Source organism: Mesorhizobium ciceri WSM4083 (assembly GCF_000519305.1).
GTDB lineage: Bacteria > Pseudomonadota > Alphaproteobacteria > Rhizobiales > Rhizobiaceae > Mesorhizobium > Mesorhizobium ciceri_B.
This window is the reverse complement of sequence record NZ_JAFG01000006.1, coordinates 96,233-118,976: the sequence shown is the minus strand read 5'-3', so window position 1 is coordinate 118,976 and position 22,744 is coordinate 96,233. Positions and strand designations below refer to the sequence as shown.

General features: G+C 62.4%; 29 protein-coding genes. 14 read left to right on the top strand and 15 right to left on the bottom strand.

Going from position 1 to position 22,744, the window contains the following annotated elements; translation table 11 throughout:
* Nucleotides 1-59: 59 nt before the first annotated feature.
* From MESCI2_RS0113970 to MESCI2_RS0113960, 3 genes are all read left to right on the top strand, one after another.
* The gene (locus tag MESCI2_RS0113970) at nt 60-821 is read left to right on the top strand and encodes a transglycosylase domain-containing protein (RefSeq protein WP_027037127.1); all 762 of its coding nucleotides are present in this window, start codon (nt 60-62) and stop codon (nt 819-821) included.
* Between the two features lie 140 nt (nt 822-961).
* Nucleotides 962-1,144: a 50S ribosomal protein L32 gene (rpmF, locus tag MESCI2_RS0113965; protein ID WP_008834724.1), complete on the top strand. Its 183-nt coding sequence runs from the start codon at nt 962-964 to the stop codon at nt 1,142-1,144.
* A 245-nt stretch (nt 1,145-1,389) separates the two neighbouring features.
* A complete protein-coding gene (locus MESCI2_RS0113960; protein ID WP_023810946.1) occupies nt 1,390-1,791 on the top strand; it encodes a hypothetical protein in 402 nt (133 codons plus the stop codon).
* Between the two features lie 140 nt (nt 1,792-1,931).
* Here MESCI2_RS0113960 and MESCI2_RS0113955 read toward each other — a convergent pair whose 3' ends face one another.
* From MESCI2_RS0113955 to MESCI2_RS0113945, 3 genes are all read right to left on the bottom strand, one after another.
* On the bottom strand, nt 1,932-2,363 hold the full coding sequence (locus MESCI2_RS0113955; RefSeq protein WP_027037126.1) for a GlcG/HbpS family heme-binding protein: 432 nt from the start codon (nt 2,361-2,363) through the stop codon (nt 1,932-1,934).
* Between the two features lie 152 nt (nt 2,364-2,515).
* Nucleotides 2,516-2,749 (bottom strand): hypothetical protein, encoded by a 234-nt coding sequence (locus MESCI2_RS0113950; protein ID WP_027037125.1) that lies wholly within the window; start codon nt 2,747-2,749, stop codon nt 2,516-2,518.
* 77 nt (nt 2,750-2,826) lie between these two features.
* Entirely contained in the window at nt 2,827-3,348 is a 522-nt protein-coding gene (locus tag MESCI2_RS0113945; protein ID WP_027037124.1) for a winged helix-turn-helix transcriptional regulator, read from the bottom strand.
* 99 nt (nt 3,349-3,447) lie between these two features.
* Between MESCI2_RS0113945 and MESCI2_RS0113940 the strand changes: the two genes are divergently transcribed.
* Nucleotides 3,448-4,284, top strand: a complete 837-nt coding sequence (locus tag MESCI2_RS0113940; protein WP_027037123.1) for an alpha/beta fold hydrolase — start codon at nt 3,448-3,450, stop codon at nt 4,282-4,284.
* A gap of 95 nt (nt 4,285-4,379) precedes the next feature.
* The gene (locus MESCI2_RS0113935) at nt 4,380-5,036 is read left to right on the top strand and encodes a glutathione S-transferase family protein (protein WP_027037122.1); all 657 of its coding nucleotides are present in this window, start codon (nt 4,380-4,382) and stop codon (nt 5,034-5,036) included.
* Between the two features lie 6 nt (nt 5,037-5,042).
* On the opposite strand, the gene MESCI2_RS0113930 is transcribed toward MESCI2_RS0113935, so the two are convergent.
* The 3 genes from MESCI2_RS0113930 to MESCI2_RS0113920 all read right to left on the bottom strand — a co-directional run bounded on the left by MESCI2_RS0113930 (nt 5,043) and on the right by MESCI2_RS0113920 (nt 6,870).
* Nucleotides 5,043-5,306, bottom strand: a complete 264-nt coding sequence (locus tag MESCI2_RS0113930) for an ArsR/SmtB family transcription factor (protein WP_013529232.1) — start codon at nt 5,304-5,306, stop codon at nt 5,043-5,045.
* A 32-nt stretch (nt 5,307-5,338) separates the two neighbouring features.
* Complete coding sequence (locus tag MESCI2_RS0113925; RefSeq protein WP_027037121.1) at nt 5,339-6,586, bottom strand: MFS transporter; 1,248 nt, start codon at nt 6,584-6,586, stop codon at nt 5,339-5,341.
* 89 nt (nt 6,587-6,675) lie between these two features.
* Entirely contained in the window at nt 6,676-6,870 is a 195-nt protein-coding gene (locus MESCI2_RS0113920; protein WP_023810953.1) for a DUF1192 domain-containing protein, read from the bottom strand.
* A gap of 123 nt (nt 6,871-6,993) precedes the next feature.
* Between MESCI2_RS0113920 and MESCI2_RS0113915 the strand changes: the two genes are divergently transcribed.
* From MESCI2_RS0113915 to MESCI2_RS0113900, 3 genes are all read left to right on the top strand, one after another.
* Nucleotides 6,994-8,004, top strand: a complete 1,011-nt coding sequence (locus tag MESCI2_RS0113915) for an NAD(P)H-quinone oxidoreductase (RefSeq protein WP_032900797.1) — start codon at nt 6,994-6,996, stop codon at nt 8,002-8,004.
* A 160-nt stretch (nt 8,005-8,164) separates the two neighbouring features.
* On the top strand, nt 8,165-8,305 hold the full coding sequence (locus MESCI2_RS1000000136820; RefSeq protein ID WP_013529236.1) for a DUF1127 domain-containing protein: 141 nt from the start codon (nt 8,165-8,167) through the stop codon (nt 8,303-8,305).
* Nucleotides 8,306-8,572: 267 nt separating this feature from the next.
* A complete protein-coding gene (locus tag MESCI2_RS0113900) occupies nt 8,573-9,685 on the top strand; it encodes a helix-turn-helix transcriptional regulator (RefSeq protein ID WP_027037119.1) in 1,113 nt (370 codons plus the stop codon).
* A gap of 24 nt (nt 9,686-9,709) precedes the next feature.
* Here the strand turns inward: MESCI2_RS0113900 and MESCI2_RS0113895 are convergent, their stop codons facing one another.
* On the bottom strand, nt 9,710-10,327 hold the full coding sequence (locus MESCI2_RS0113895; protein WP_027037118.1) for a LysE family transporter: 618 nt from the start codon (nt 10,325-10,327) through the stop codon (nt 9,710-9,712).
* A gap of 131 nt (nt 10,328-10,458) precedes the next feature.
* Nucleotides 10,459-11,595, bottom strand: a complete 1,137-nt coding sequence (locus MESCI2_RS0113890; RefSeq protein ID WP_027037117.1) for a helix-turn-helix transcriptional regulator — start codon at nt 11,593-11,595, stop codon at nt 10,459-10,461.
* Between the two features lie 668 nt (nt 11,596-12,263).
* On the opposite strand from MESCI2_RS0113890, the gene MESCI2_RS01000000134695 reads away from it, so the two are divergent.
* The 4 genes from MESCI2_RS01000000134695 to MESCI2_RS0113865 all read left to right on the top strand — a co-directional run bounded on the left by MESCI2_RS01000000134695 (nt 12,264) and on the right by MESCI2_RS0113865 (nt 16,220).
* Nucleotides 12,264-13,103, top strand: a complete 840-nt coding sequence (locus MESCI2_RS01000000134695) for a YadA-like family protein (protein ID WP_050596559.1) — start codon at nt 12,264-12,266, stop codon at nt 13,101-13,103.
* Nucleotides 13,104-13,113: 10 nt separating this feature from the next.
* On the top strand, nt 13,114-13,788 hold the full coding sequence (locus tag MESCI2_RS0113880) for a hypothetical protein (protein ID WP_430981665.1): 675 nt from the start codon (nt 13,114-13,116) through the stop codon (nt 13,786-13,788).
* Nucleotides 13,789-14,579: 791 nt separating this feature from the next.
* A complete protein-coding gene (locus MESCI2_RS0113870) occupies nt 14,580-15,215 on the top strand; it encodes a hypothetical protein (protein WP_027037115.1) in 636 nt (211 codons plus the stop codon).
* 309 nt (nt 15,216-15,524) lie between these two features.
* Nucleotides 15,525-16,220, top strand: a complete 696-nt coding sequence (locus MESCI2_RS0113865) for a DUF1013 domain-containing protein (RefSeq protein WP_027037114.1) — start codon at nt 15,525-15,527, stop codon at nt 16,218-16,220.
* A 62-nt stretch (nt 16,221-16,282) separates the two neighbouring features.
* Here MESCI2_RS0113865 and MESCI2_RS0113860 read toward each other — a convergent pair whose 3' ends face one another.
* The 4 genes from MESCI2_RS0113860 to MESCI2_RS1000000136815 all read right to left on the bottom strand — a co-directional run bounded on the left by MESCI2_RS0113860 (nt 16,283) and on the right by MESCI2_RS1000000136815 (nt 18,455).
* On the bottom strand, nt 16,283-17,002 hold the full coding sequence (locus MESCI2_RS0113860; RefSeq protein WP_013529238.1) for a helix-turn-helix transcriptional regulator: 720 nt from the start codon (nt 17,000-17,002) through the stop codon (nt 16,283-16,285).
* Nucleotides 17,003-17,129: 127 nt separating this feature from the next.
* Nucleotides 17,130-17,537: a hypothetical protein gene (locus tag MESCI2_RS0113855; protein WP_027037113.1), complete on the bottom strand. Its 408-nt coding sequence runs from the start codon at nt 17,535-17,537 to the stop codon at nt 17,130-17,132.
* Between the two features lie 75 nt (nt 17,538-17,612).
* Complete coding sequence (locus tag MESCI2_RS0113850) at nt 17,613-18,203, bottom strand: DJ-1/PfpI family protein (RefSeq protein WP_027037112.1); 591 nt, start codon at nt 18,201-18,203, stop codon at nt 17,613-17,615.
* An 84-nt stretch (nt 18,204-18,287) separates the two neighbouring features.
* On the bottom strand, nt 18,288-18,455 hold the full coding sequence (locus MESCI2_RS1000000136815; protein WP_081738732.1) for a hypothetical protein: 168 nt from the start codon (nt 18,453-18,455) through the stop codon (nt 18,288-18,290).
* Between the two features lie 313 nt (nt 18,456-18,768).
* Here MESCI2_RS1000000136815 and MESCI2_RS0113840 point away from each other — a divergent pair, with 313 nt between their 5' ends.
* Complete coding sequence (locus tag MESCI2_RS0113840; RefSeq protein ID WP_027037111.1) at nt 18,769-19,716, top strand: ring-cleaving dioxygenase; 948 nt, start codon at nt 18,769-18,771, stop codon at nt 19,714-19,716.
* Nucleotides 19,717-19,832: 116 nt separating this feature from the next.
* On the top strand, nt 19,833-19,994 hold the full coding sequence (locus MESCI2_RS01000000134685) for a hypothetical protein (RefSeq protein WP_023810961.1): 162 nt from the start codon (nt 19,833-19,835) through the stop codon (nt 19,992-19,994).
* Between the two features lie 21 nt (nt 19,995-20,015).
* Here MESCI2_RS01000000134685 and MESCI2_RS0113830 read toward each other — a convergent pair whose 3' ends face one another.
* The 3 genes from MESCI2_RS0113830 to MESCI2_RS0113820 all read right to left on the bottom strand — a co-directional run bounded on the left by MESCI2_RS0113830 (nt 20,016) and on the right by MESCI2_RS0113820 (nt 22,723).
* Nucleotides 20,016-20,729, bottom strand: a complete 714-nt coding sequence (locus MESCI2_RS0113830; protein ID WP_027037110.1) for an SGNH/GDSL hydrolase family protein — start codon at nt 20,727-20,729, stop codon at nt 20,016-20,018.
* Between the two features lie 62 nt (nt 20,730-20,791).
* Nucleotides 20,792-21,532, bottom strand: a complete 741-nt coding sequence (locus tag MESCI2_RS0113825) for a DUF899 domain-containing protein (protein WP_027037109.1) — start codon at nt 21,530-21,532, stop codon at nt 20,792-20,794.
* A 165-nt stretch (nt 21,533-21,697) separates the two neighbouring features.
* Nucleotides 21,698-22,723 (bottom strand): class I fructose-bisphosphate aldolase, encoded by a 1,026-nt coding sequence (locus MESCI2_RS0113820; RefSeq protein WP_027037108.1) that lies wholly within the window; start codon nt 22,721-22,723, stop codon nt 21,698-21,700.
* Nucleotides 22,724-22,744 lie beyond the last annotated feature (21 nt).

The window sequence follows — 22,744 nt, the reverse complement described above, 5'->3', positions numbered from 1 at the left end:
CGAAAACACCGTCACATGACTCACAGGAGCGCGTTTCAAAACGAGCTCTCTGGCACGGGTTGGGCGGCTTGGCGGAACCGATCGTCGATTATGAAACCGAAAAGCTGGACATGGCGACGAGATCGCGGGGCGTAAACCGCCGTGGTCTCAAGCGCTGGGTCCGGCGCGGCATCGTCGTGGCCGCGGTGCTGACTTTGGTTCCGGTCGTGCTGACGTTTCTGTACCTGCCGTTCTTCGTGCATCCTGTCTCGACGCTGATGCTGAAGGACCTGGCGACCTTCTCCGGTTACGACCGCCGCTGGGTGTCGATCGATGACGTGTCGCCGGTGCTGGCCAATTCCGTCATCATGTCGGAGGACGGGCAGTTCTGCTTTCATCGTGGCGTCGATCTCGGCGAGCTGAGAGGCGTCGTCGACGACGCGCTGGCCGGCGAAGCGACGCGCGGCGCGTCGACCATCACCATGCAGACGGTCAAGAACCTGTTTCTCTGGTCGCGGCCGCTGGGCTCGGTGCGCAAGGTAGTCGAACTGCCGCTGGCCGTCTATTTCGATGCGGTGATGTCGAAACGGCGCATCATGGAAATCTATCTCAACATCGCCGAGTGGGGGCCGGGCATCTACGGCATCGAGGCTGCGGCACAGCACCATTTCGGCGTTTCGGCAAAACAGCTGTCGCGACGGCAGGCCGCCCTGCTTGCGGTCTCCTTGCCAAATCCGATCGCCCGCAATCCGGCCAAGCCTGGGCCTGGCCTGAGGCGGCTTGCCAATCTGATCGAGCGGCGAGCCGGCCGCTCAGGCGCCTATGTCGGTTGTCTCCGCTAGCCGATCCAAAAAAATTCGCGCCAGTGCTGGCCAAAACGGCACAGGGCGTGTATAGGCACCCGACTTTCTCAGATTTAGGCCCCAACATGGCCCTTTCACGAGGGCGGGCGGGGCTTTTGACCATGTAGTGGAGCATATCCATGGCCGTTCCGAAACGTAAAACCTCTCCGTCCAAGCGCGGCATGCGCCGCTCGGCCGACGCCCTCAAGGCCCCGACCTATGTCGAGGACAAGAATTCCGGCGAAATGCGCCGTCCGCACCATATCGACCTGAAGACCGGCATGTATCGCGGTCGCCAGGTGTTGACGCCCAAGGAAAGCTGAGACCAGCCTTTCCAAAGGTTTGAATTCCGAAAGGACCGGCCGGTGGCCGGTCCTTTCGCGTTTGGGGGCCGGGCAGCGCGCATCCCGAAGCATGGGTGACAACCGTTGCAGTTCTCCAGCCGGGCAACCGGCTGACACGGTTGTTGCGTGCGGTCTTCGACCGTGTTCAACGCTGATAGCGAAACATCTTGACGACGTGGCTGTGGCGCATTCTACAAAGGATTGCCCCCACATGGAGACGCCAGATGTTCGGTGCCATTCCGCTGCTGATCGTGCCTTTCGTGCTCTACAATCTCGGACTGCTGGGAATATTCGGCAGCGGTGACGATCCGTGGGCAAGCGAGGTCTTCTCATTCAGCATGATGTCGGGCGGCGTGTTCTCGATGACGCTGGGCGACCTGATGATACTGATCGGGCTGGTCTTCTTGTTCCTAGAAATGGCGAAGTCGGTGCGCACGACCAATGCCTCGATCATGGACCACCTTCTGTCGACGCTGGTGTTCGTGGCGTTCCTGGTCGAGTTCCTGCTGGTGAAGGGCGCCGCCCACTCCGTCTTCTTCACGTTGATGGTCATCGCGCTGTTCGACGTGCTGGCCGGATTCGCTGTGTCGATGCGGTCGGCCAGCCGGGATATCAATTTGAATTAGGTCCCCAGCGCGGAAGGCGGAAGTTTGACGGGCGCTTGCGCTGACAGTTGGCGGAAACGCCCATAACGTCGTCATCCTGGGGCGTAGCAAGGAGCGTAGCGACGCGGCGCGGACCCCCGGATGACGAAGTTCCCCGACGCTCAGCCCGGATCTGCGGTGAAACCGGCGGCCTCGATGCCGGCGATTGCCGCGGCTTCGTCATTGTCCGACGTGTCGCCTGAAATGCCGACGGCACCGATGATGGCGCCGGCCTTGTCGCGGATCAGCACGCCGCCGACGACCGGCAGCACGCGTCCGCCCGAGACGTCCGAGATGCCGGCGACGAGGTGCGGGCGCTCCTTGGCGAAAGCCTCGACTTTGCGCGAGCCCATGCCGATGGCGAGCGCACCATAGGCCTTGCCGGCCGACATTTGCGGGCGCAGGAACGAGGCGCCGTCCTGGCGCTGGAAGGCGACCAGATGGCCACCGGCGTCGAGCACCGAGACGCCAAGCGGCCTGAGCTTGAGATCGGAGCCCTTGGCAAAGGCGGCATCGATGATTTGCCTGGCTTTTTCGAGCGGCAGTGCGGTCATGGCAGTCTCCTGTCTGAAACGCGTCGATCATCGACCGTCGACGGGCGAGATAAAATCCCGGTTTCGGTTGAAATTGCTTCGCGTGAAGAGGTGGGATGGAAAGCGGCCTTCACAGCCTCCCGGATAGGGGTTGGTGCTTGTGCGGCTTCAGGTCATTTTTTCTTGGCGCGGGCCGGCTTCTTGGCAGGTTCCGCCGGCGCGTTGGCGAGGTCTTCGGCTTCCTTGGCGAGACGCAGCGCCCGCAGCTTGTTGGTCTTGGCCTGGCGGGCGTCGCTCTCGGCGACGTATTCGGCCATCGCCTTCTGGCGGACGGTTGCCGCCTCTTCCTGCTTCTTGAAGCGCAGGTCGGCGCGTGCGCGGGCAGCATCCCGAGAATTCTCAACCAAGACCTTATCCAATCCCGTGAATTGTGATTTTCCGCTTCTTCTAGCAGAGCCGGCCCCAAAGCGGGAAAATAAGTTGGTCAAGCGGCAGAGTCGGCAGCGAGAGCCTTGCTGGCAACCAGGGCTTCATAGGCGGCCTGCAAGGTCGCGCGGACAGAAGGGCCAGACATTGTATCGAGCGGCATGCCGAGATGTTCGTGGCGCAACTCGTCCATGAATTTGTCCCACATCGGCTGTCCGCCCTTTTCCAGAAGTTCGGCGCGGATCGACAGTTCGTCGCTGACCGGCAGCCAGACGCGGCCCCAGGCGCCGAGATGGGCCAGGATCGGCACCAGCGTGATCGCCATCTCGGTCAGGCTGTAGATCGCCTTCTGCTTGTGCGAGGGGTCGTCGGCCTTGGTCAGCATGCCCAGTTCCATCAGCCGCTTCAGCCGGTCGGCAAGGATGTTGGAGGCGATGCCTTCCATCGATCCGTTGAGCAGCTCGCGAAAATGGCGCCTGCCGCCGAAGATCATGTCGCGAAGGATGATCAGGCTCCAGCGATCGCCGAAGACTTCCAGTGACAGGTTGATCGGACACCCGGACCGGCGATCCATGCTCATGAGTTTTTTTCTCCAAAACCGGTTGCATTATCGTATCGGTTTTATTATCGTGCAACCGATTGCAAAATGCAATCAGTTTTGCAGAGAGGAGACTGCGTCATGATGACCACCGAACGCCCCAAGATCATATCTGAAGCCTTTGGCGATCCTGCGAACCCGCCGCTGTTGCTGATCATGGGAGCGATGGCTTCGATGCTGTGGTGGCCGGAGGCGTTGTGCCGGAAACTGACCGATGCCGGCCTGTTCGTCATCCGCTATGACAATCGCGATACCGGCCGCTCGACCAAATATCCGCCGGGCGAGCCGCCCTACACATTCGACGACATGGCGGATGACGCAATGCATGTTCTGGACGAGCACGGCATCGACAAGGCGCATGTCGTCGGCATGTCGATGGGCGGCATGGTCGCGCAGCTTGTGGCGTTGAAACATCCCTCGCGTGTCGTTTCTCTGACTGTGATCAGCAGTTCGCCGGTGGGGTTGGATACCTCGCATCTGCCCGGGACCACCGAGGCCTATATGGAGCACTCGACCGAGGGGGCCAAAGTCGATTGGTCGGACCGTGGCCAGGTGATCGATTTCATCGTCAGGGATGCGCGAGCGATCGCCAGCATCGCGCATCCCTTCGACGCGGCGGGGATGCGGGCTTTCATCGAGCAAGACTACGACCGGTCCGGCGGCTTGCTGAGCGCGACCAACCATTTCATGCTCAAGGGCGGCGACGCCTGGAAAGGCCGCCTGCACGAGATCGCGGCGCCGCTGCTGGTCATACACGGCACGGCTGATCCGATCTTTCCGGTCGAACATGGCGAGGCGCTGGCCGAGGCGGTCAGCGGCGCGAAACTCATTCGCATCGGAGGCGGCGGCCATGAACTGCATCCGGACGATTGGGCCGAGATATCCGCAGCAATCATCGCGCATGTCCAAGCCGGTTGAGGCAGCATAGGCTGGCTTTGACGGACAAGGCCAACCGCAACAGGCGTGCCGCACGGTAGCGGCCACCGACAATCTACGAAACAAACGAGCAAAAAATGTCCCTGACACTTCATTTCCATCCGCTGGCCTCCTTCTGCTGGAAGCCGTTGATCGCGCTCTACGAGAACGCCACGCCGTTCACGCCTGTCATCGTTGACCTTGGCGACATCCAGTCGCGCGCGGCCTTCCTGAAGATTTCGCCGGCCGGCAAGATGCCGGCGCTGCGCGACGATTCGCGCGACCGTACGGTGCTGGAATCGACCATCGTCGTCGAATATCTGGCCGCGCATTATCCGGGTCCGGTGGACCTCGTTCCTGCCGACATCGACCTGACGCTGGCAGTTCGCCAGACCGACCGCTTCTATGATTTCTATGTGCAGGAGCCGATGCAGAAGATCGTCGGCGACCGGTTGCGGCCGCAGGACAAGACTGACCCGTTCGGCGTCGAGCAGGCCCGCGACCAGCTTCGCAATTCCTATGCCATCATCGAACAAGACATGCAGTCGAAGATTTGGGCGATGGGCGACACCTTCACCATGGCCGATTGCGCGGCGTCCCCCGCGTTGTTCTATGCCAACAAGGTCGAGCCATTTGGCGACAAGTATCCGGCTGTGAAGCGCTATCACGACCGCCTTCTGCAGCGCCCCGCCTTCGCCCGGGTGATCGAGGAGGCGAAGCCCTACTTCAAGTTCTTCCCCTACAACAACGGTTGATCGGGGTCAGGCTTCCCAGAACTGATCGAGCCAGATGTTGAGTTTGAGGAAGCCGGTGCCGCTCACCGTATAGACGCGCCTTGTTCCTTCCGGCTTGGCGTGGACCAGGCCGGCATCGAGCAGCACTTTCAGATGCTGCGACACAGCTGGGCGCGAGACTGGCAAGCCGGCGGCCAGTTCGGTGACGGTTTTCGGGCCGCGGCGAAGTTCTTCCAGAAGATGGCGCCGGTTGGGATCGGCAATCGCCATGAAGGCGTCGGAAAACATCATGCCTGTATTAGTGAGGCAAAGCCTTTCGAATCTCAACCGTCTGCTTCTGCTTTTCTTCTGGGATCAAGCCGCAATGCTTCCGGGGTGACCGAACGGTCGGCCGGCTGAGTCTTGAAGGCGTCACGATCGCCGATCGGCACCGGTGCGCGGCGGCTGATGCGCAGCAGCGTGTAGCCGGCCAGGCAGAGATGCGCGAAGGCGGTCGCCAGGAACAGGCCTTCCGGGCGCATCCAGCCCATCAGGGCAGCGGCAAGCAAAGGTCCGATCATCGTGCCGAAGCCATAGAGCAGCAACAGCCCGCCAGATACCTTGACGAAATCCTCCGAGCGCGCGTGGTCGTTGGCATGCGCCACGGCGATCGAATAGAGCGTGTAGGCGAAGGCGCCATAGGCTGCGGTGAAGACGATGACGAAGACGCCGGAGCGTGGCTCGAACAGGAAGATCAAGAGCGCGAACAAGGCCCCGCCGAAAGCCGCCCCCGCCAGCACGAAACGTCGGTCGGTCTTGTCGGACAGACGCCCGGCCGGAAGCTGCATGGCCGCACCGGCAACGACCACAAGGCTCATCATCAGGGCGATCTCGGCCGTGGAAATGCCGATGCGGGCGCCATAGACCGCGCCAAGCGTGCCCCAAGCGCCGTTGGCGATGCCGATCAGCACGCAAGCGACCGCCGACACCGGCGAATTGGCATATAGGCCTTTGACGTCGAGCGAGACGTCCTGCAACGGCTTGGGGTGGGAAGCGCTGGAAACCGCCGTCGGAATGAGCGACAGGCAAAACAGGATGCCGGTGATCATGAACAGCGACGCGGACTTCACGTCGCCGCCGGCGACGATCATCTGCCCGCCCATGATCGAGGCATAAGTCACCATCATGTAGAGGCCGAAGACGGTGCCGCGGTTCTCGTTGGTGGCCTTCTCGTTCAGCCAGCTTTCGATGACCATGAAGGCACCGGCCATGGTGAAGCCGGTGAAGGCGCGCAGCAGGATCCAGACATATTCGTCGATGATCAGCCCGGTCAGCAGCGCCACGATGGCGCCGGATGCGGCAAAGGCGCCAAAGGCGCGCACGTGGCCGGCGCGGCGCACGATGCGCGGTGCGAAGAAGCAGCCGGTGACGAAGCCGCCGGCCCAGGCCGTGCCCATCAGGCCAAGCGATGCGGTCGAGAAGCCTTCCAGCTGACCGCGCAGGGGCAGCAGCAGCCCATGCAATCCAGATGCCGCGAGCAGGAAAGCGGTGCCGCGAAGCAGCGAGAGGATCGGTCGGTAGGTTGCGAACATTGTTTGATCCGGCTCGGGTTTGGCGGGGACGCTGGGTCTGAAGACAGTCGCATTCGGGCTTTTCGGCGGCGGGCTCTACGCCCGAGTGCCTATCCGCGGCGGAACAGTGCTTCGGCCGCCGATTTGGTGGTGTCCTTGGCCTTGAGCTCGGCTTCCAGGCGGGCGATTTCGTCGCGCAGGATGCCGATCCGTTCGGTCAAGTCACTGACGGAAAGCAAGGACAGGTCCTGCCCGATCTCGTGCGGGCGCGCCTTCTTCTTGGGTTCGTCGTCGAAGATCGCCATCGTCGCTCCTCCTCCGCCAAGACCAGATTGGCCATTTGCCTGATTTGGCAATCAGCATACATAGGGCAGGGGCGTCGATGCAAACAGCCGATCGGACAACGGCGAGGAAAGACGGGAAATCTCATGGCGAGCGGACAGAAGATTCCGGCAAGAATGACGGCCATCGCGATCTCGGAGCCTGGCGGTCCACGGGTGCTGAAGCCGGAAACGCGCGACGTGCCGCAGCCCGGGCCCGGCGAGATCCTGATCAAGGTGCATGCCGCCGGCGTCAATCGGCCCGATATCCAGCAGCGCAAGGGTGCCTATCCGCCACCGCCCGGCGCATCGGACCTGCCGGGCCTCGAGGCATCGGGCGAAGTGGCCGCCCTTGGCGACGACATATCGCGCTGGCGCATCGGCGACCGCGTCTGCGCGCTGACGCCAGGCGGCGGCTATGCCGAATATGTCAAGGTTCATGCCGGCAGCGTGCTGCCGTTGCCCGCCGGCTTCACCCATACCGAAGCCGCGGCTGTGCCGGAAAACTACTTCACCGTCTGGCACAATGTGTTCGAGCGTGGCGGCCTCAAGAAAGGCGAGACGCTGCTCGTCCATGGCGGCTCGTCGGGCATCGGCACGACGGCGATCCAGCTCGCCTCGGCCTTCGGCGCCTATGTCATCACCACCGCCGGCAGCAAGGAGAAATGCGACGCCTGCCTGAAGCTCGGCGCAGATCGGGCTATCAACTATCGCGAGGCGGATTTCGTCGCCGCGGTGAAGGAGGCAACGGGCGGCAAGGGCGCCAACGTCATCCTCGACATGGTCGGCGGCGACTATGTCCAGCGCAACTATGAGGCCGCTGCGGTCGAGGGACGGATCGTCCAGATCGCCGTGCAGGCGGGTGCTGTCGCAAGCGCGGATTTTTCGAAAATCATGGTCAAGCGGCTCGTCCACACCGGGTCGACGCTGAGGCCGCGAACCGTCGAGTTCAAGGCGGCGATCGCGGCAGCGTTGGAAGCGCAGGTGTGGCCGTTGCTCGGCACGCGCAAGGTTGCTCCTGTCATGGACATGATTTTCCCGCTCAGCGAAGCCTGGCGGGCGCACGAGCGCATGGAAGACGGCGAGCATATCGGCAAGATCGTGCTCGACGTAGGCTGACAGCGAGCGAGGTCAGCGCCTCACTGCCTACGAGATGAACAGAAGCTTAATGCTGCAATGCAGCATTTGCATCATTGCTATGCAAAATCAGCCATTCAAGTCCTCATCGATGACGCCTATTTGAGCACCATCGAAACGAACATCATTCTGGAGGACTACCATGAACCCGATCCGCGCTTTCCGTAACTGGCGTATGTACACCGAGACCGTCCGCGAACTGAACCGTCTCAACGCACGGCAGCTCAGCGATCTCGGCATCAACCGCGCCGACATCGAAAAGATCGCCCGCAGGGCTATCTAAAGCCACGTCTAGTCCGCTCCGGCGGACCAAGCCGTGGAAGCCAGAGCCGCACCAGACGACTTTTGTCGCGGTTCCGAGCCCGCTGGACCCAGTCCGGCGGGTTTTGTCGTTTTGGGGTCGGCAACTGCATGCGGCTCGACAGCAATCTGAGGTTGACCTCAGCTTTCAGCATGGCATTTTGATCTTGCGGGTATCGGTTGGCGTGTGGGAGCGCGTTGACGATCCGAGCCGGCAAGACGCTGACTCTGAAAGAGGCTGTGCGCTCTCATGTTCGATGATCTTACGGACAGGATCTACGAGGCCGCGTTCGTGCCAGATTTGTGGGCGGGTGCTCTCGAAGCGGCCAGCGAGCTTTCGAGTTCGGCTGACGGCGCGATCTTCCTGTTCAGCGACGGCTCCCCTGTTCGCGGCCGGTTGAGTGACGAGCTTCCCGGGCATGGCAATTCCCTTGAAACCGTCCGCTCCCTGTTCGATGAATTCATCGCCGGCGACAGCTGGAAATTCTCCGATGCGATTCAGCGCATGTGCAGCCTGCAACCGGCGAGTTTCGTGCAGGTCGAAGATTTTCTGACCGCCGACGAACTCGAGCATGATCCGGTGCGGATACAATTGAGGGCGGCGGGTATCGGCGCTCATATCTGTTCGGCGGTTGCCATGCCGAGCGGTGAACTGGTCACATTTGTCTTTCAACGCTGGACGCGGGATGGCACCTACGATCTGACGTCGATCGACAGGCTCGATCAGCTTCGTCCCCACTTTGCGCGCGCCGGCCTGGTGTCGGCGCGGTTGGGCATGGAGCAGGCCAAAGCGAGCGTCTCCGCACTCGAGGCCCTTGGTCTGCCGGCCGCGGTAATGACCGCATCGGGACGCGTGCTGACGGCCAATGTGCTGCTGGAAAACATGCCATCCGTTTTCATCGCCGCCGCACATGGCGGCATGGCACTTGCCGACGTGTCCGCGAATGAGCTTTTCCGACAAGCCATTACGCACAATTTGCAAGATCGGGTCGTGCGTTCCATCCCCATTCCAGCCAGGGAGGGCCAACCGGCGCTGGTCATTCATCTCCTGCCGCTGCGCCGTGCCGCGCATGAGATCTTTTCCGGTGCCGACATTCTGGTTGCAGCGACGGCGATGAGCGCCAGCGCCACCGTGCCGTCGCCAAGCCTGCTTGCCGGCCTGTTCGACCTGACGCCCGCAGAGGCGCGGCTGGCGGCCTCCCTTGCGCAAGGGAGGCCGTTGAAGGAGGCAGCGGCAAGCTCCAACGTCACCGTCAAAACCAGCCGAACCTATCTCGAACGGATCTTCGCCAAGACCGGGACGCGGCAACAAAGCCAGCTTGTCGCTTTGCTGAAGAGCGCGGAACTGCCCAGCCGCGGATGAGAAGAGGGCCGCTACAGCCGCCGCTCAATGTCCAAATGCGGAGAAGCCTAGCGCCACCAGGGTTCCTCCCAGCGCGATGTCCGCATGCTTTCGAAAACGACTGTAAAATCGCTGCGCAACCGGTTGGGAGATACAAAGGCCGAGCAGCCCGAACCAGGCAATGGCTATGGCAAAAACCAGCACAGCCAGGGGTAGATGCGTTGCCCCGCGCGCATCCAGATTCAGCGTGGAGGACGCGAAGAACAATGCGGTTGCAGGGTTTGCCACTGCCGTGACAAAGCCCAGCCGAAAATATCGCGTGATTGGAACGGGCTTGGGCACGTCGAAGCCAACCTTGATCGACAGCGCCCGCCGCATCGAATTCCAACCGATGAAGACCAGCATTGCACCGTAGAGGCTGGCGGCCATCTGGTGTGCAAAGCCCCCTGACGGCAACGCTCCCGCGCCGGTCGCGACGATGGCCGCCAGCGAACTCGCGCCCAAGGCAACACCGGCGGCGGCCGACAGAGCCGTGGCGCGCGAAGCGGTTAGCGCGGCTTGCGCAACGACGGCGAAGTTGGCGCCGGGCAGCATTGCCACCAGCGCATAGGAAATGGCGAATGGAAGCAACCCCGCCACCACGGCGTGTCCGGTTTCGAACATCGACTTTCCCCGCATCGGCAGCGGCCTGCCTCCGCAAGGCGGGGCGCTGCAATCGAGGGCGGAACTTGCACGGAATGCTTTGCCTCCGACAGTCGGCATATGCCGACTGTCGGGTTCCAAAAACCAGGTTGCTACCTGCGCCCGGTGAGCGGTTCGGTGCTCTTGAGCAGCGCCACCAGTTCGCTTTGCTGGCGGGTTTCGGTCTTGGCGAAGATGCGTTCGAGATAGGTGCGGCCGGTCTTTACCGTTATGTTGGACGCTGCCGCGACCTCCTTCAGCGAGCGTCCCGACGCCAGTTCCGTTGCAAGCCGCGCTTCGGCCGGCGTCAGGTCGAACAGCTCGCGGACATGCAACTCGAAGCCGTCGGGAATACGGCGGGCGACCTCCGTCACCATGACCACCGCGCAACGTTCGGACGCCAGGCCATAGGCACGGGCATCGACGAACGGCGCCACCGACAGCACCAGTCGCGCCAGGTCGGATTGCCGGCGATCGGACGGCACCAGCAGTGTACCGCCGACGCCCGGTATGACCCCGTCATGCAGCGAGCAGGCGTCGGCAACAAGCCGCTCCAGCTCCTGCGTATCCTCGGCACTGGCGGCCGCGATTGTGCCATCCCTCAATCGTAACGGACTGTCGGGCCGCGACAGCATCGCTTCGGCGGCCTCGTTCATCTGTACAATCCGCTGATGGCTGTTGACCAGAAAGACACTGAAAGGCAGATGCGAAAACGCCGACGCCAGGGCCGACATTTTCTCCAACTGCTGGCCGATCTGTCCGGCGCGCCGCATGTGCGGCACGATCTTGCGCAACAGGTCGATGTCTTCGGCGCCGAAGGCTTCCTGCCCTGGGCCGCGATCGATGCTGAGCATCCAGTGCGAGTCGTTCGACGAGAGCAGGTTGGAGACGAGGCCGTGATACATGTCGCGCGGCCGCAGCCAGTCCTGCCAGAGTTCGCGGCGGCGGAACGCCGCCACCTCCTCCGTCAGGGGCCACCGACTGACCTCTCCAAGGGGCAAGGCGGCCGATGCGGCAGCGAGCGGATCGCGCAGCAGGGCTTCGATGCCCTTTGGCGAGGTGAACTCCGGATCGAAATCGGTTGCAACAGCGTCAAAGGTCTGTGGGCTGACGCGCACGATGCAGGAGCGCGAGCCTCCGAACAGATCGCGCAGGCCAGTCACCGCATCGAACCAGCGCTCCTGATCGTAAGCGGCCTCATAGACCTTGCCGACCACTACGGAGACCGCTTCGATGCTGACGTCAGCCATTGACCCTTCCGGCGTTCAAGGATTGTCGTTGGGGAGAAAGCCTAAACATGCGGATCATCTCGCGCAAGTTCTGACGCTGTGCAGCCAAGTTGTGGTGGTTCCAGGTCAAGTCCGCGAAGTATTAGAAGTAACTAATCTGTTGTTTTGGAGTCACAGCCTCGTTCAGCAAGGTCGTAGCGACCCCACAAAGCGGCGAACAGTCGTCATATGACGACTGTTCGGTTCGACGCCTTGTCTGCACTCTCCGCCGGATTGGGGAATTCGATGGGGTATCGCGCGTGATGGCAAGAATGATTGGTAGAGCCGGCGGGAAGTTGAGCGCCGGAGGCATGGAGCCGTATCAGTTTAGATACGCCTCGATCCGGAGTTCTGTTTTGGCCGGCGCACTGGGTTTGGCCATCTCGGCATTTGCCTCCGACAGGGCGTTTGCAGTCACATGTGGGGCTGGGAACGAAACCGCCGACGGTGACGCTAGCCTTGCCTGTGGCGATGGCACCGTCGCCTACGGTGATCGGGCAGTTGCGATCGGGGTATTCGCCACGGCTGGAAGCCCGGATACGCCATCCAAGTATGACGTAGCCGTTGGATACGATGCTGACGCTTTCGGGCAAAGTACCGCGTTTGGTACGGGTGCAAAGGCGGGTTTCGACAATCAGATCGACCCCAATATGTATCACACAGCCATCGGTACTGGAGCAGAGGCCGGGCAAGGCGTGAATGGCCTGGTGCTGTCGACTGCGGTTGGTTTCCTGGCCAAGTCCAATGCGTCATACGCAACCTCGCTGGGCTCGAACGCAGAAGCCAACTTCACGGGATCAATGGCGCTTGGCTCCGGTGTGGTGACGACGCGCGACAATCAGGTCGCAATTGGCAATGGCAACAATACTTACACACTGGTCGGCATCAACTCGCAGGCGAGCAAGGATGCGCAAGGCGCGACCAAATATCTGATGACAACGGATGATGCCGGCAATCTGGCGGCGTCCACATTCAATGCGGCGGCGCTCGAAGGTTTGCCCGAAGCTGTTGCGCAGAATAGCTCCAGCATCGCCACTCTGAACAACACAGTGAGCGGCCACACAACGCAGATCCAGGCCAACACCGACGAGCTCGCCAGTCACGACATTCGTATTGCCAACAATACGCTGTTCATCGCCAATCATGAAACGCGCATCACCAACAACACACTGCAGATCGCGGCTCTCGACGGGCGCGTCGGCGCATTGGAGGCCGGCTTTCAGGACCTTGGCGGCGAGATCAGCGAAACCCGCACGGAAGCGCGTGCCGGCACCGCGCTGGCGCTGGCGACTGCGGGGCTGCGCTACGACGACAGGCCCGGCAAGCTGTCGCTGGCTGGCGGCTTCGGTCATTTCAAAGGGCAATCGGGGCTGGCGCTCGGCCTTGGCTACAACACCAGCGAGGAGTTCCGCATGAACGCCGCCGTCTCGGCAACCACCGGCCGTGGCGACGTCGGCGTCAGCGTCGGAGCCTCATGGACACTGAACTGACGCGGCCGGGATGATGATGCGGGGTTTGGGGCTTCAGCATTCCGTGCCGTTGCAGTGGCGGGCGCCCGGTTGGCGGACTTCGGGCGCCCGCGGTTTTTTCGCCGCATTGGCCATCGCGCTGATGGCCGCCGCGGTGCCTGCGCAGCCCGCGCATGCGCAAACCAAGGAAAAGCGGGTGGGGCAAAAGGCGGCGCGGCCCGCCGGCATTGACCGCAACGGCGTGCTGATCCTGATCCGCAGTGCGCTTTTGGCGCTCGACCAGGCCAACAAGACCGGCAATTACACGGTGCTGCGCGATCTCGGCTCGCCGAATTTCCAGGCCAACAGTGCCGCACAGCTCGGCGACATCTTCGCCAACCAGCGCAAGCAGGCGCTCGACTTCGGCGCCGTCGCGGTGCTCGAGCCGCAACTGACTTTGCTGCCGCAGATCGAGCCGAACGGCATGCTGCACATGGCGGGCTTCTTCCCGTCGGTACCCTTGCAGGTCAATTTCGAGCTTATGTTCGAGCCGGCCGACCGGCAGTGGAAGATCTATGGCGTGTCCGTCAACCTGACATCAGGTGGCCCGCAAGCGCCCGACACGCCGGTGGCAGAGCAGTCGAAGCCGGACGCCGCCGGCCCGCCGCCGGAGGGGCCGTCGATGGCCGTACAGCCGAAGAAAGCAACCAAACCGGTCAAGCCGTAGCGTGTGGAGCGTTCATGCACTGGTTCCGCCAAATCCTATCCTCCGCCCCGATGTCGGAGCACCTGAGTTGACCGATGGAAAAAGGCGCCAGAGGTACGTTTGCATACTCGACCCGACCAACGCATGGACGGTCTGGGATTGCGAGATGGAGATGCCGGCTTCACTGGGAGGCCAGCATCTGACCGGGCGGCCGAAGGAACGAGCCGAGGCTGCCCGCGCAATTCTGGAGCGTATCCACAAAAGCAAGATGGATGGTGGTAGGCCAAATCAACTCGTCGATTAATCGTGCCTTCTGCACTTCGTGGCGAGACCGCTGTCATGGTCGGATCGGCCAGTTGGCGCGGTCTAGAGGCGGACCTTCGGTGCCGACAACCTGATCCCTGAGATCAATCTCGAAAGCCGGCTCTTTGCTGCTGCCGGCATGTCGCGCCGGGCCAACATGGCCGGCTGTGCAAAGGCAGCTCGGGCCGGCGGTTTTCGTGCGGCTTGCCGCCCCGCTCGTCGGTAAATTAGCCAAAGGGAATGTGTATCCCCGCTGTAACAGTCCGGCTTCCGCAAGCGGTCATTGGCGGCACAAAGCGGCGGACCCTCGTCATATGACGACTAGCTATCGGCGAGACTATCGGGCGGACCTGATTGCACGGAACGTGCGATCGGCGGTTGGCAAAACAGGATCCTTGCTCGATCTAGGCAGATTGTCGCAACGACCAGCGACCAGCACGGTTATGATACCACGCCTCGATATACCGGACCTGGGGCCCGTTCCTTTTGGCCCGGTCGAACGGGGGGAATTGCAGAGGATCGACCTGAACACGGTCGATCGAGGAACCTACTTCGACAAGTGGTTCAACTATAGTGGACGGTGGACGCTCACCCAACTCTACGATCATGCCGTGACCGATCCGGTACCGCTCTCAATGGATTTCGTCAGTGCCAACAATCTGGATCCATACGATTCGGATGGCCTGCGCGCAACGAGCGAGACCGGCATCTGGTTCACCTATGTGCCGGACATGGACGGCTACGTGACGGTTTTCTGGCTATCGGACCGCGTGACCTATCGCCTGTTCAGACAAAACTATCCGCGCGATGCGGAAGGCTGGGCGAATGGTTGGCTCTCGGTGGAAGGAGTTGTCGGCATCTGGACGAACAATTCATTCGCAGGTCGCGACTACGTCGAAATTTCGAGCAGCAACGGCAATGCGCACGACACGCTACAAGCGAGCGGGGTCCTTTTCATTCACAACAGTACATACCCCGTCCAGGCAGGAAAACCGGTCCATGTGCTGATCGGAACGCGGTCGAAAGTCTTTAGTGTTTGCGAGGGGACGGGCATCAATTTGGGGGCGGGCGTTGTCGCGCGAATTGACCACCCCATTTCCATCTTCACGCGAGCGGAGTTGGAGCCATATTCGCCGTTTTACTGAACCTGGATGACAACTGGACCGGCACCCCGTTTCGAGACTTTCGAACCGGGATAAGGTGGAGCTGTCGGGCCGATTACCGACAGGCCGGAAAGCTGATGCGCGATTTTTGCGCCGTCCATCGAACAGGGGCGGCCGCGCTCCGGGCGATCTGGCGGTCTTGGGAGCGCGCAGCGCACGCGGTGCGGTCTTTGCTCCAAAAACGTTGCGAAACGACCCGAGAGCGGTTATACAGACCGCGAATTTCCCATTTTGGTGGCTCTAAACCACCGCCCGCGCGGGAACGCGGGCGAACGAGAAGGATTTGTAAAAATGGCCAATACGCTGCTGATGCCCAAGGCGACCGCCGTCTGGCTGGTCGACAATACCGCACTTTCCTTCGAGCAGATCGCGCAGTTCTGCGGACTGCATCCGCTCGAGGTCAAGGCAATCGCCGATGGCGAAGCGGCGCAAGGCATCAAGGGCATGGACCCGATCATGACCGGACAGCTGACCCGCGACGAGATCGCCCGTGCCGAGAAGGACCCGAACCAGCGCCTGAAGCTTTCGGACCCCAAGGTGCGGGTGCCCGAATCCAAGCGCAAGGGTCCGCGCTACACGCCGCTGTCGAAGCGCCAGGACCGGCCGAACGCGATTCTGTGGCTGGTGCGCAACCACCCCGAGCTCAAGGACGCGCAGATCTCGCGTCTCGTCGGCACCACCAAGTCGACGATCGAACAGATCCGTGACCGCAAGCACTGGAATTCGGCCAATCTGCAGCCGATGGATCCGGTCACGTTGGGCCTCGCCTCGCAGATCGACCTCGACATGGAAGTCAATCGCGCCTCCCGCGGCCGCGAACAGGCGCAGCCGGTCGGCGACACGCTGCTGCCGGCGGCCCTGACCGAGCGGCTGGTGCCGGCTCCCGAAAAGCCGAAGGACGAGGACGCCGAACTCGACGCCAACGCCGTGTTCGCCAAGCTCTCGGCCTTGAAGTCGAAGAACACGGACAATGACGACGACGAGTAAGGTTGTCTGATATTCCAAGAAAGCCCGCTTCGAGCGGGCTTTTTTTGTAGCTGCGTCAGGTTTCAGCTGCGCGCCGCGCGATCCGGCGCCATGCCATAATCCTCGCTGCGCTCCACCGCGCGGTAGAAGTCGGCAAGCTGCTTGCCGCGCTCCGGCTTGAAGATGCGGCCGGCGATGACCACCGAGGCGATGCGATCGATGCGGAAGGCGCGGAAATCGTCGCGCATCTCGCACCAGGCGACCAGCGTCCACACCTTTCCCCAGAACCACAGGCCGAGCGGGCGGATATCGCGGGCGGTGCCGCGGCCGGCCTCGTCGGAATAGTCGATGGTCAGCACCTGGCGCTTTTCGACCGCGCGCTCGATCAGGTCGATGGCCTCGCGGGCAGCGTCGCTGACCACCCACATCGGCGTGTGGATCTCGGTGCGGGCAATGCGGTCCTTTTCGGCATCGGGCAGGACGGCGCCGATCTTGACCAGCGCTTCGTCGGCGGCGCGCGCCATGGCGGCACCGCCAAAGGCACGCACCATGCGGGCGCCGGCGACCAGCGCGACGATCTCGTCACGCGTGAACATCAGCGGCGGAAGGTCGAACCCCTCCCTCATCATGTAGCCAACGCCGGCCTCGCCGTCGATCGGCACTCCGGTCGACTGCAGATCGGCAATGTCGCGATAGATGGTTCGCTCGGAAACCTCGAGCCACGTGCCGAGCTTCTGGGCGGTGACCAGTCGGCCACCGCGCAGATGCTGCACGATCTGGAAGAGCCTGTCGGCGCGGCGCATCGTATGGTCCCTCGGCGTTGTCTCTATGCATGTCGCCCAAAACTGGCGTCCACCTTTGGGCGGCGTGCATGGTGTTTTCGCACATGCCGCTATCCCAAAACCGCAGAACACTTTTGGGCGGCATGCCTCATGGTTTCAGCCCTTCGCGCTTGCGCTGCGCGGCGACGAACTCCGCTCCAAAGGACAGTTTCTTCGTCGTCGGCGTTTTCGCATCGAGCACGCGCCAGAACGGTGCCACGTCACTCAGCGTCATGCCGCGCTGGAGATCCTCGTTGGCGGCTTCGGCAACAGTGCGCAAATGATAGCCTATGGTGACCGGGCATGTCACTTCGGCGCCATGCTCGACGGCAAGTGCTGTCCGCAGCGCACGCACATCCATCTCGACGCCTTCGGGAATCGAGCGGATGAAATCATCGACCTGGCGCGCTGTCGGCACCAACATCGGCTGGCCCTCGACGACATCGGCCATCGTGCGCGGCGTCGGCTTGACGCCGTTGATGCCTGGCGTGTTCAGTCTGTCGTTCCAACTCTTCATCGATCGTCCTTTCGACCGCCGATGCACGGGTGTCTGAGGTTCGCACCATTGCACGCGCCTCCTGACAGCATACTGTCAGGAGGCTTCAGCATACTCCTTGGCGAACAGCGTTCGCATCTGCACGAGATCGCTGCCTCTTTCGGGGTAGAGCGTCTTCAGAAAGGCGAGTGCGAAGGTGCCTGGTGCCGAACCGGGCGAGGAAACAATTTTGCCGTCGGCCACGGCATGCGGCACATCCTGATAGAGGCTGTCGCCGGCATAGCCGGCCTCATGACCATTGATCCAGTCGCGGCCATTGCTGGTATGCTTGGCCTTCTCGAACAGGCCGGCGCGGGCCAGCGCCAGCGTTCCCGCGCAGATACCGCCGACCACGCCGCCGCGCGATGCAACGGCATTGAGCAGATCGGCGACATCCGGCGGTGCCTTGCCGGCCCACTCATCGGAGCCGATGACGGCGATGGCGTCGAGATCGTCATTGTCATCCGCCCCGGCCGATCGATCGGGCGTCAGCCGAAAGCCGCTGATCCCGGCCACTGGGTTGCCATCAGGCGTCAGCGACACGGCACGGGCGCCGAACCATTCGACCGCCGAGGCCGCCAGCAGCCCATACTCCCAGTCGGCAAAACCTTCGATGAAAAGGAAACCGATCGTCTTCTGTTCGGGCATAAGCTCGCTCCCATCCTCACGCACCGGACCTGTTATCTGGGCGTTGACGCGCCCACGTCCAATCGCCGGGTCGAAAAATTGGCTTTAATTGCCGCGAGGGCCGCGGTCCGCATACATGTCCGGCCAACCGATATCCTTGCGAATGTCCGCCGGCAGCGAGTTCATGAACCGCTGGGTGCGGATCTCGTTGCGTATCGTGCGGATCTTGCCGACATAGTGCTGCATGCCGCGCAGAATGGTGTAACCGTTCATGGCTAAGTCTCCTCTCTCTGTGTAGAGGCACTATCGCATACCCCTCCTGACAGCAGTCTGTCAGGAGGATGTCAGGGCGCGAGACAATAGGTGCGGCCGGTGCGCGCCCCGCAGGCAAGGCATCGCTTTTCGCCGCAACGACCGGTGCTTCAAGGCAGGTTTGCGACTTCCGATTGTTCATGGCGACGACGTTGTTTTCGGCGCCGCTGTTCAGCTTCCGGCGACGGACTGTCGGAATACGAGGCCTTCAGCGAGGTGACCGCAGGTCTGATATGAAGGGAGAAAATTCTTCCCCAACAGCAGGGAGACGACGATGAGCTTGCAACTGACAGGTATCCACCATCTCACCGCCATCACCGCCAATGCACCTGGCAATCTTCATTTTTATACGAAGGTGCTGGGTCTGCGGCTGGTCAAGAAGACCGTAAACCAGGACGACACCTCGGCCTACCACCTCTTTTATGCCGACGGCGAAGCGACACCGGGCACCGACCTTACCTTCTTCGACTGGCCGGTCGGCCGCGAGCGGCGGGGCACGCACAGCATCGTGCGGACCAGCCTCAGGGTCGGCAGCCAGGAGAGCCTTGCCTGGTGGAAGCAACACTTGACCGACGAAGGCCTGGCAACAGGAGAGATCGCCGACATCGGCGGTTATGCGTCACTGGACTTCGAAGATCCCGAGGGCCAGCGTCTGCGCCTGGTCAGCGATGGCGGCAAGGGCGGCAGCCATCCCTGGGCGCAAAGCCCGGTACCGGCCGAGCACCAGATACGCGGGCTCGGGCCGATCGTTATCAGCGTTCCCGACATCACCAACACCGAGGCGGTGGTGACCACGGTGATGAACATGCGCAAGGCGCGCGACTATGCCTCGCCGGAGGGCCAGGTCCACGTCTTCGAAATGGGCGAGGGCGGGCCGGCGGCGGAGCTGCATGTCCTGGTGCAGCCGGGACTGGCGCCGGCACGGCAAGGTGCCGGTGCGGTTCACCATGTTGCCTTCAGGGCGCCTGACCAGGAAACGCTGCATCAATGGACGGCGCGGCTGGCCGAATTCCGCCTCCCGTCGAGCGGCGAGGTCGAGCGCTATTACTTCCGCTCGCTCTATTTCCGCGAGCCGAACGGCATCCTGTTCGAGATCGCCACCGACGGGCCGGGCTTCACCGCCGACGAGCCGCTGGAAACACTGGGGGAAAGTCTTGCCCTGCCGCCATTCCTCGAACCGAAGCGCGCTTCGATCGAGGCTGGCCTCAAGCCGCTGAAGTAGATCGTTTGCCAGCCGCAGGCGGGCGCCGCGTTCCGACCCAGGATCGCGGCGCCGTTCTTTCTCAGGCAATGAACGACGTGCTTTGACAGCCGGGCGCGTTGCTGGTCAAAGGCGGCATGACGAAATTCCTCGCCCTTGTCATCGTCGGTTTCATGGTCATCCAGCTGATCAAGCCGCTTGGCTGGCCGGGCCTCAAGCGACGTGGTGATTTCTGGAAGCTGGCACTGCTCGCCATGGCCGCAATTTCCCTGGCGGCCGTGCTCGGGCATTTGACGTAGGACGGCACTTGTCGTCGGCGCTCAATTGCCAAGCACCGGGCCAACCAGATGCTCGGCCCAGGCCCGGTAGCCTGCTTCCGAGGCGTGAAAGCCGTCCGAGGCAAAGCCGGCTTCCGGATTGGTGATCGGCAGGCGCGGCGCCGGCACCGCGCCGCGCTCCAGGCAAAGGCGTTCGCCCATCCGGTTCATGTCGGTGGCGCGTATCTCGAGGATCTTTCCGAGCAGCGGCGGCATGGCCGGCGCCCGGGTGAACTCCAGCACCGGCGACCACACCACGCGTGCTTCCGGCCATTTGGCGCGCAGGCCGTAGAGCAGGCCGCCGAACTCCTTCTTGAAGCGCGGCACGGAGTGAAAATTCTTGGTGTCGTTGGTGCCGATGGCCAGCACGATATGCGTCCACGGTTCGGCCGACAGATTGGGCAGGACATGGTCGCGTATCTGGCCTGACGTTGCCGAATTGAAACCGGCCGCCCGCCAGCGCACGGCGCGGCCGGTACTTTGTGAAATCAGCACGGCGAGTTGCGCGGCAAGCCCGTCTTCCGAATTGCCGATGCCGACCGAAGCGGCGGAGGAATCGCCCAGCACCAGAAGCGAGATATCAGGCGCCTTGCCTGATATCTCGTGCATGACCGGCCCTTGCGCCGGCAGCATGCGCGTGGTGCGGCGTCGCACGCCGAGGCCTTGCCAGATATAGACCGGGAAGGCGAGCCAGGTGAGGAGGGCCGGGAAGCGCATGGCAGTACCGTTAAACGATCAGCGGCAGCCTTAGCGCATGTTTTGGCCGACGGGAACGCTCTTCAATCGCAGCAACTCGCCTGCCCCGCTTGCTTGCCCTGATATTCATCGTGCAGCCGCACCCAATCCATCAGTCCATGATAGGGGCCGTTCTCGTTGCGGCCCTTCGGCGTCATGTCGAGATAGTCGTAGGCGCCGATCTGCGCCTCGCCGCCGCGGGCGCGCGACATGAAGGTGAGGAAGATGTCGCCGGTCTCGTCCCGGTAGAAAACGCTGGTGCCGGGAAGCTCCTTCGATGTCCGTGGACGGGTCTCGAAATTGTAGGTGGTGTCGCCGGCGGCGATCTGCTTGTCGGTGAAGGAGACCTGCATGTCGAAGTTGAAATCCGAGGCATAGGAGGACACCCAGTCGAACTTCCAGCCCATGCGCTGCTTGTAAGGCAGAAGTTCCGCCAGTGGAGCGCGCGAAACCACGACCAGCGACACGTCGTGATGCCGCAGATGCTGATTGGCGCCGTCGATATGGTCGGCAAGGAATGAGCAGCCCTCGCAATGATTGACGCAGCCCGGCCCGAACATGAAGTGATAGACGATCAGCTGGCTGTTGCCGGCAAACAGGTCGGCCAGTCTCTTCGGCCCTTGCCAGGTCTCGAAGACATAATCCTTCCTGATCTTCAGCCAGGGCAGTTCACGCCGTTCAGCGGCAACACGCTCGCGCAACCGCGTCAGTTCCTTCTCGCGGGCCAGGTGTGCCTTGTGCGCCTGGAACCAGTCTTCGCGCGAAACGATCTTGTTGCGATGCATGAACCTCTCCCTGAAGTGTCATTCCAAGGACGTTCGGGATGAGCACAACCCGACATCGCCCGAGAGGAAATAAGGACGGAGAGGCTCCGCCCCAAGCCCGGCAAGTCACAAACAAAAAACCCGGGCGCATCGGCCCGGGTTCGAAGGAGGAAGAAAGGACTGTGGTCAGGCGGCCTGTTCCAGGCTCGCCTTCCATTTTCCGAGCGCTGCCAGATGGTTCATGTGGGCGCGATGGGTGAAGGCGGCCTGACCGGCGGCAACGTTCGAGGCCTTGCCGCTCCAGGCTTTCTGTGGCGCGGCCTGCAGCGCGCGGCCATAGGAGAAGGTCAGCTTCCACGGGTGCGGCCCGATGGCGTTGATGGCGTTGAGGTTGGCGGTCGCCTCCTCGTCCTCCTGGCCGCCGGAGAGGAAGGCGATGCCCGGCACCGCTGCCGGCACGGTTTCGCGGAATAGTTTTATGGTCTTTTCGGCGACTTCTTCGGGGCTGCTCACCTTGCCCGATTTCCTGCCGGCCAGCACCATGTTCGGTTTCAGGATAGTGCCTTCCAGCACGACGCGCGCTGCATGGAGTTCGTCATAAAGTTTGATCAGCGTTGCTTTCGAGATCTCGTAGCACGTGTCGATGTCGTGGGCGCCATCCATCAGCACCTCCGGCTCGACGATAGGCACGATGCCGGCTTCCTGGCAAAGGGCGGCATAGCGGGCGAGCGCATGGGCGTTGGAGCCGATCGAGGTCCCCGAAGGCACGCCCTTGGCGATATCGATATCGATCACCGCGCGCCATTTGGCGAAGCGGGCGCCGAGCTTGTAGTAGTCGGCAAGGCGCTCGCGCAGGCCGTCGAGGCCTTCGGTGATGGTATCGCCGGGAAAGCCTGCCAGTGGCTTGGCGCCGGCATCGACTTTGATGCCGGGGATGGCGCCGGCCGCCTTGATGATGTCGACCAGCGGTGTGCCGTCGGCGGCCTTCTGGCGGATCGTCTCATCATAGAGGATGACGCCGGAGATGTAGCGGGTCATCGCGTCCCTGGTGCGGAACATCATCTCGCGGTAATCGCGGCGGCTGTCGGCGGTCGATTCGACGCCGATGACGTCGAAGCGCTTCTTGATGGTGCCGGAACTTTCGTCGGCGGCCAGCAGGCCCTTGCCATCGGCGACGATCGCAGCGGCAATGTCTTCGAGACGTTCGCTCATTGTTGCTTCTCCTGAAACGGT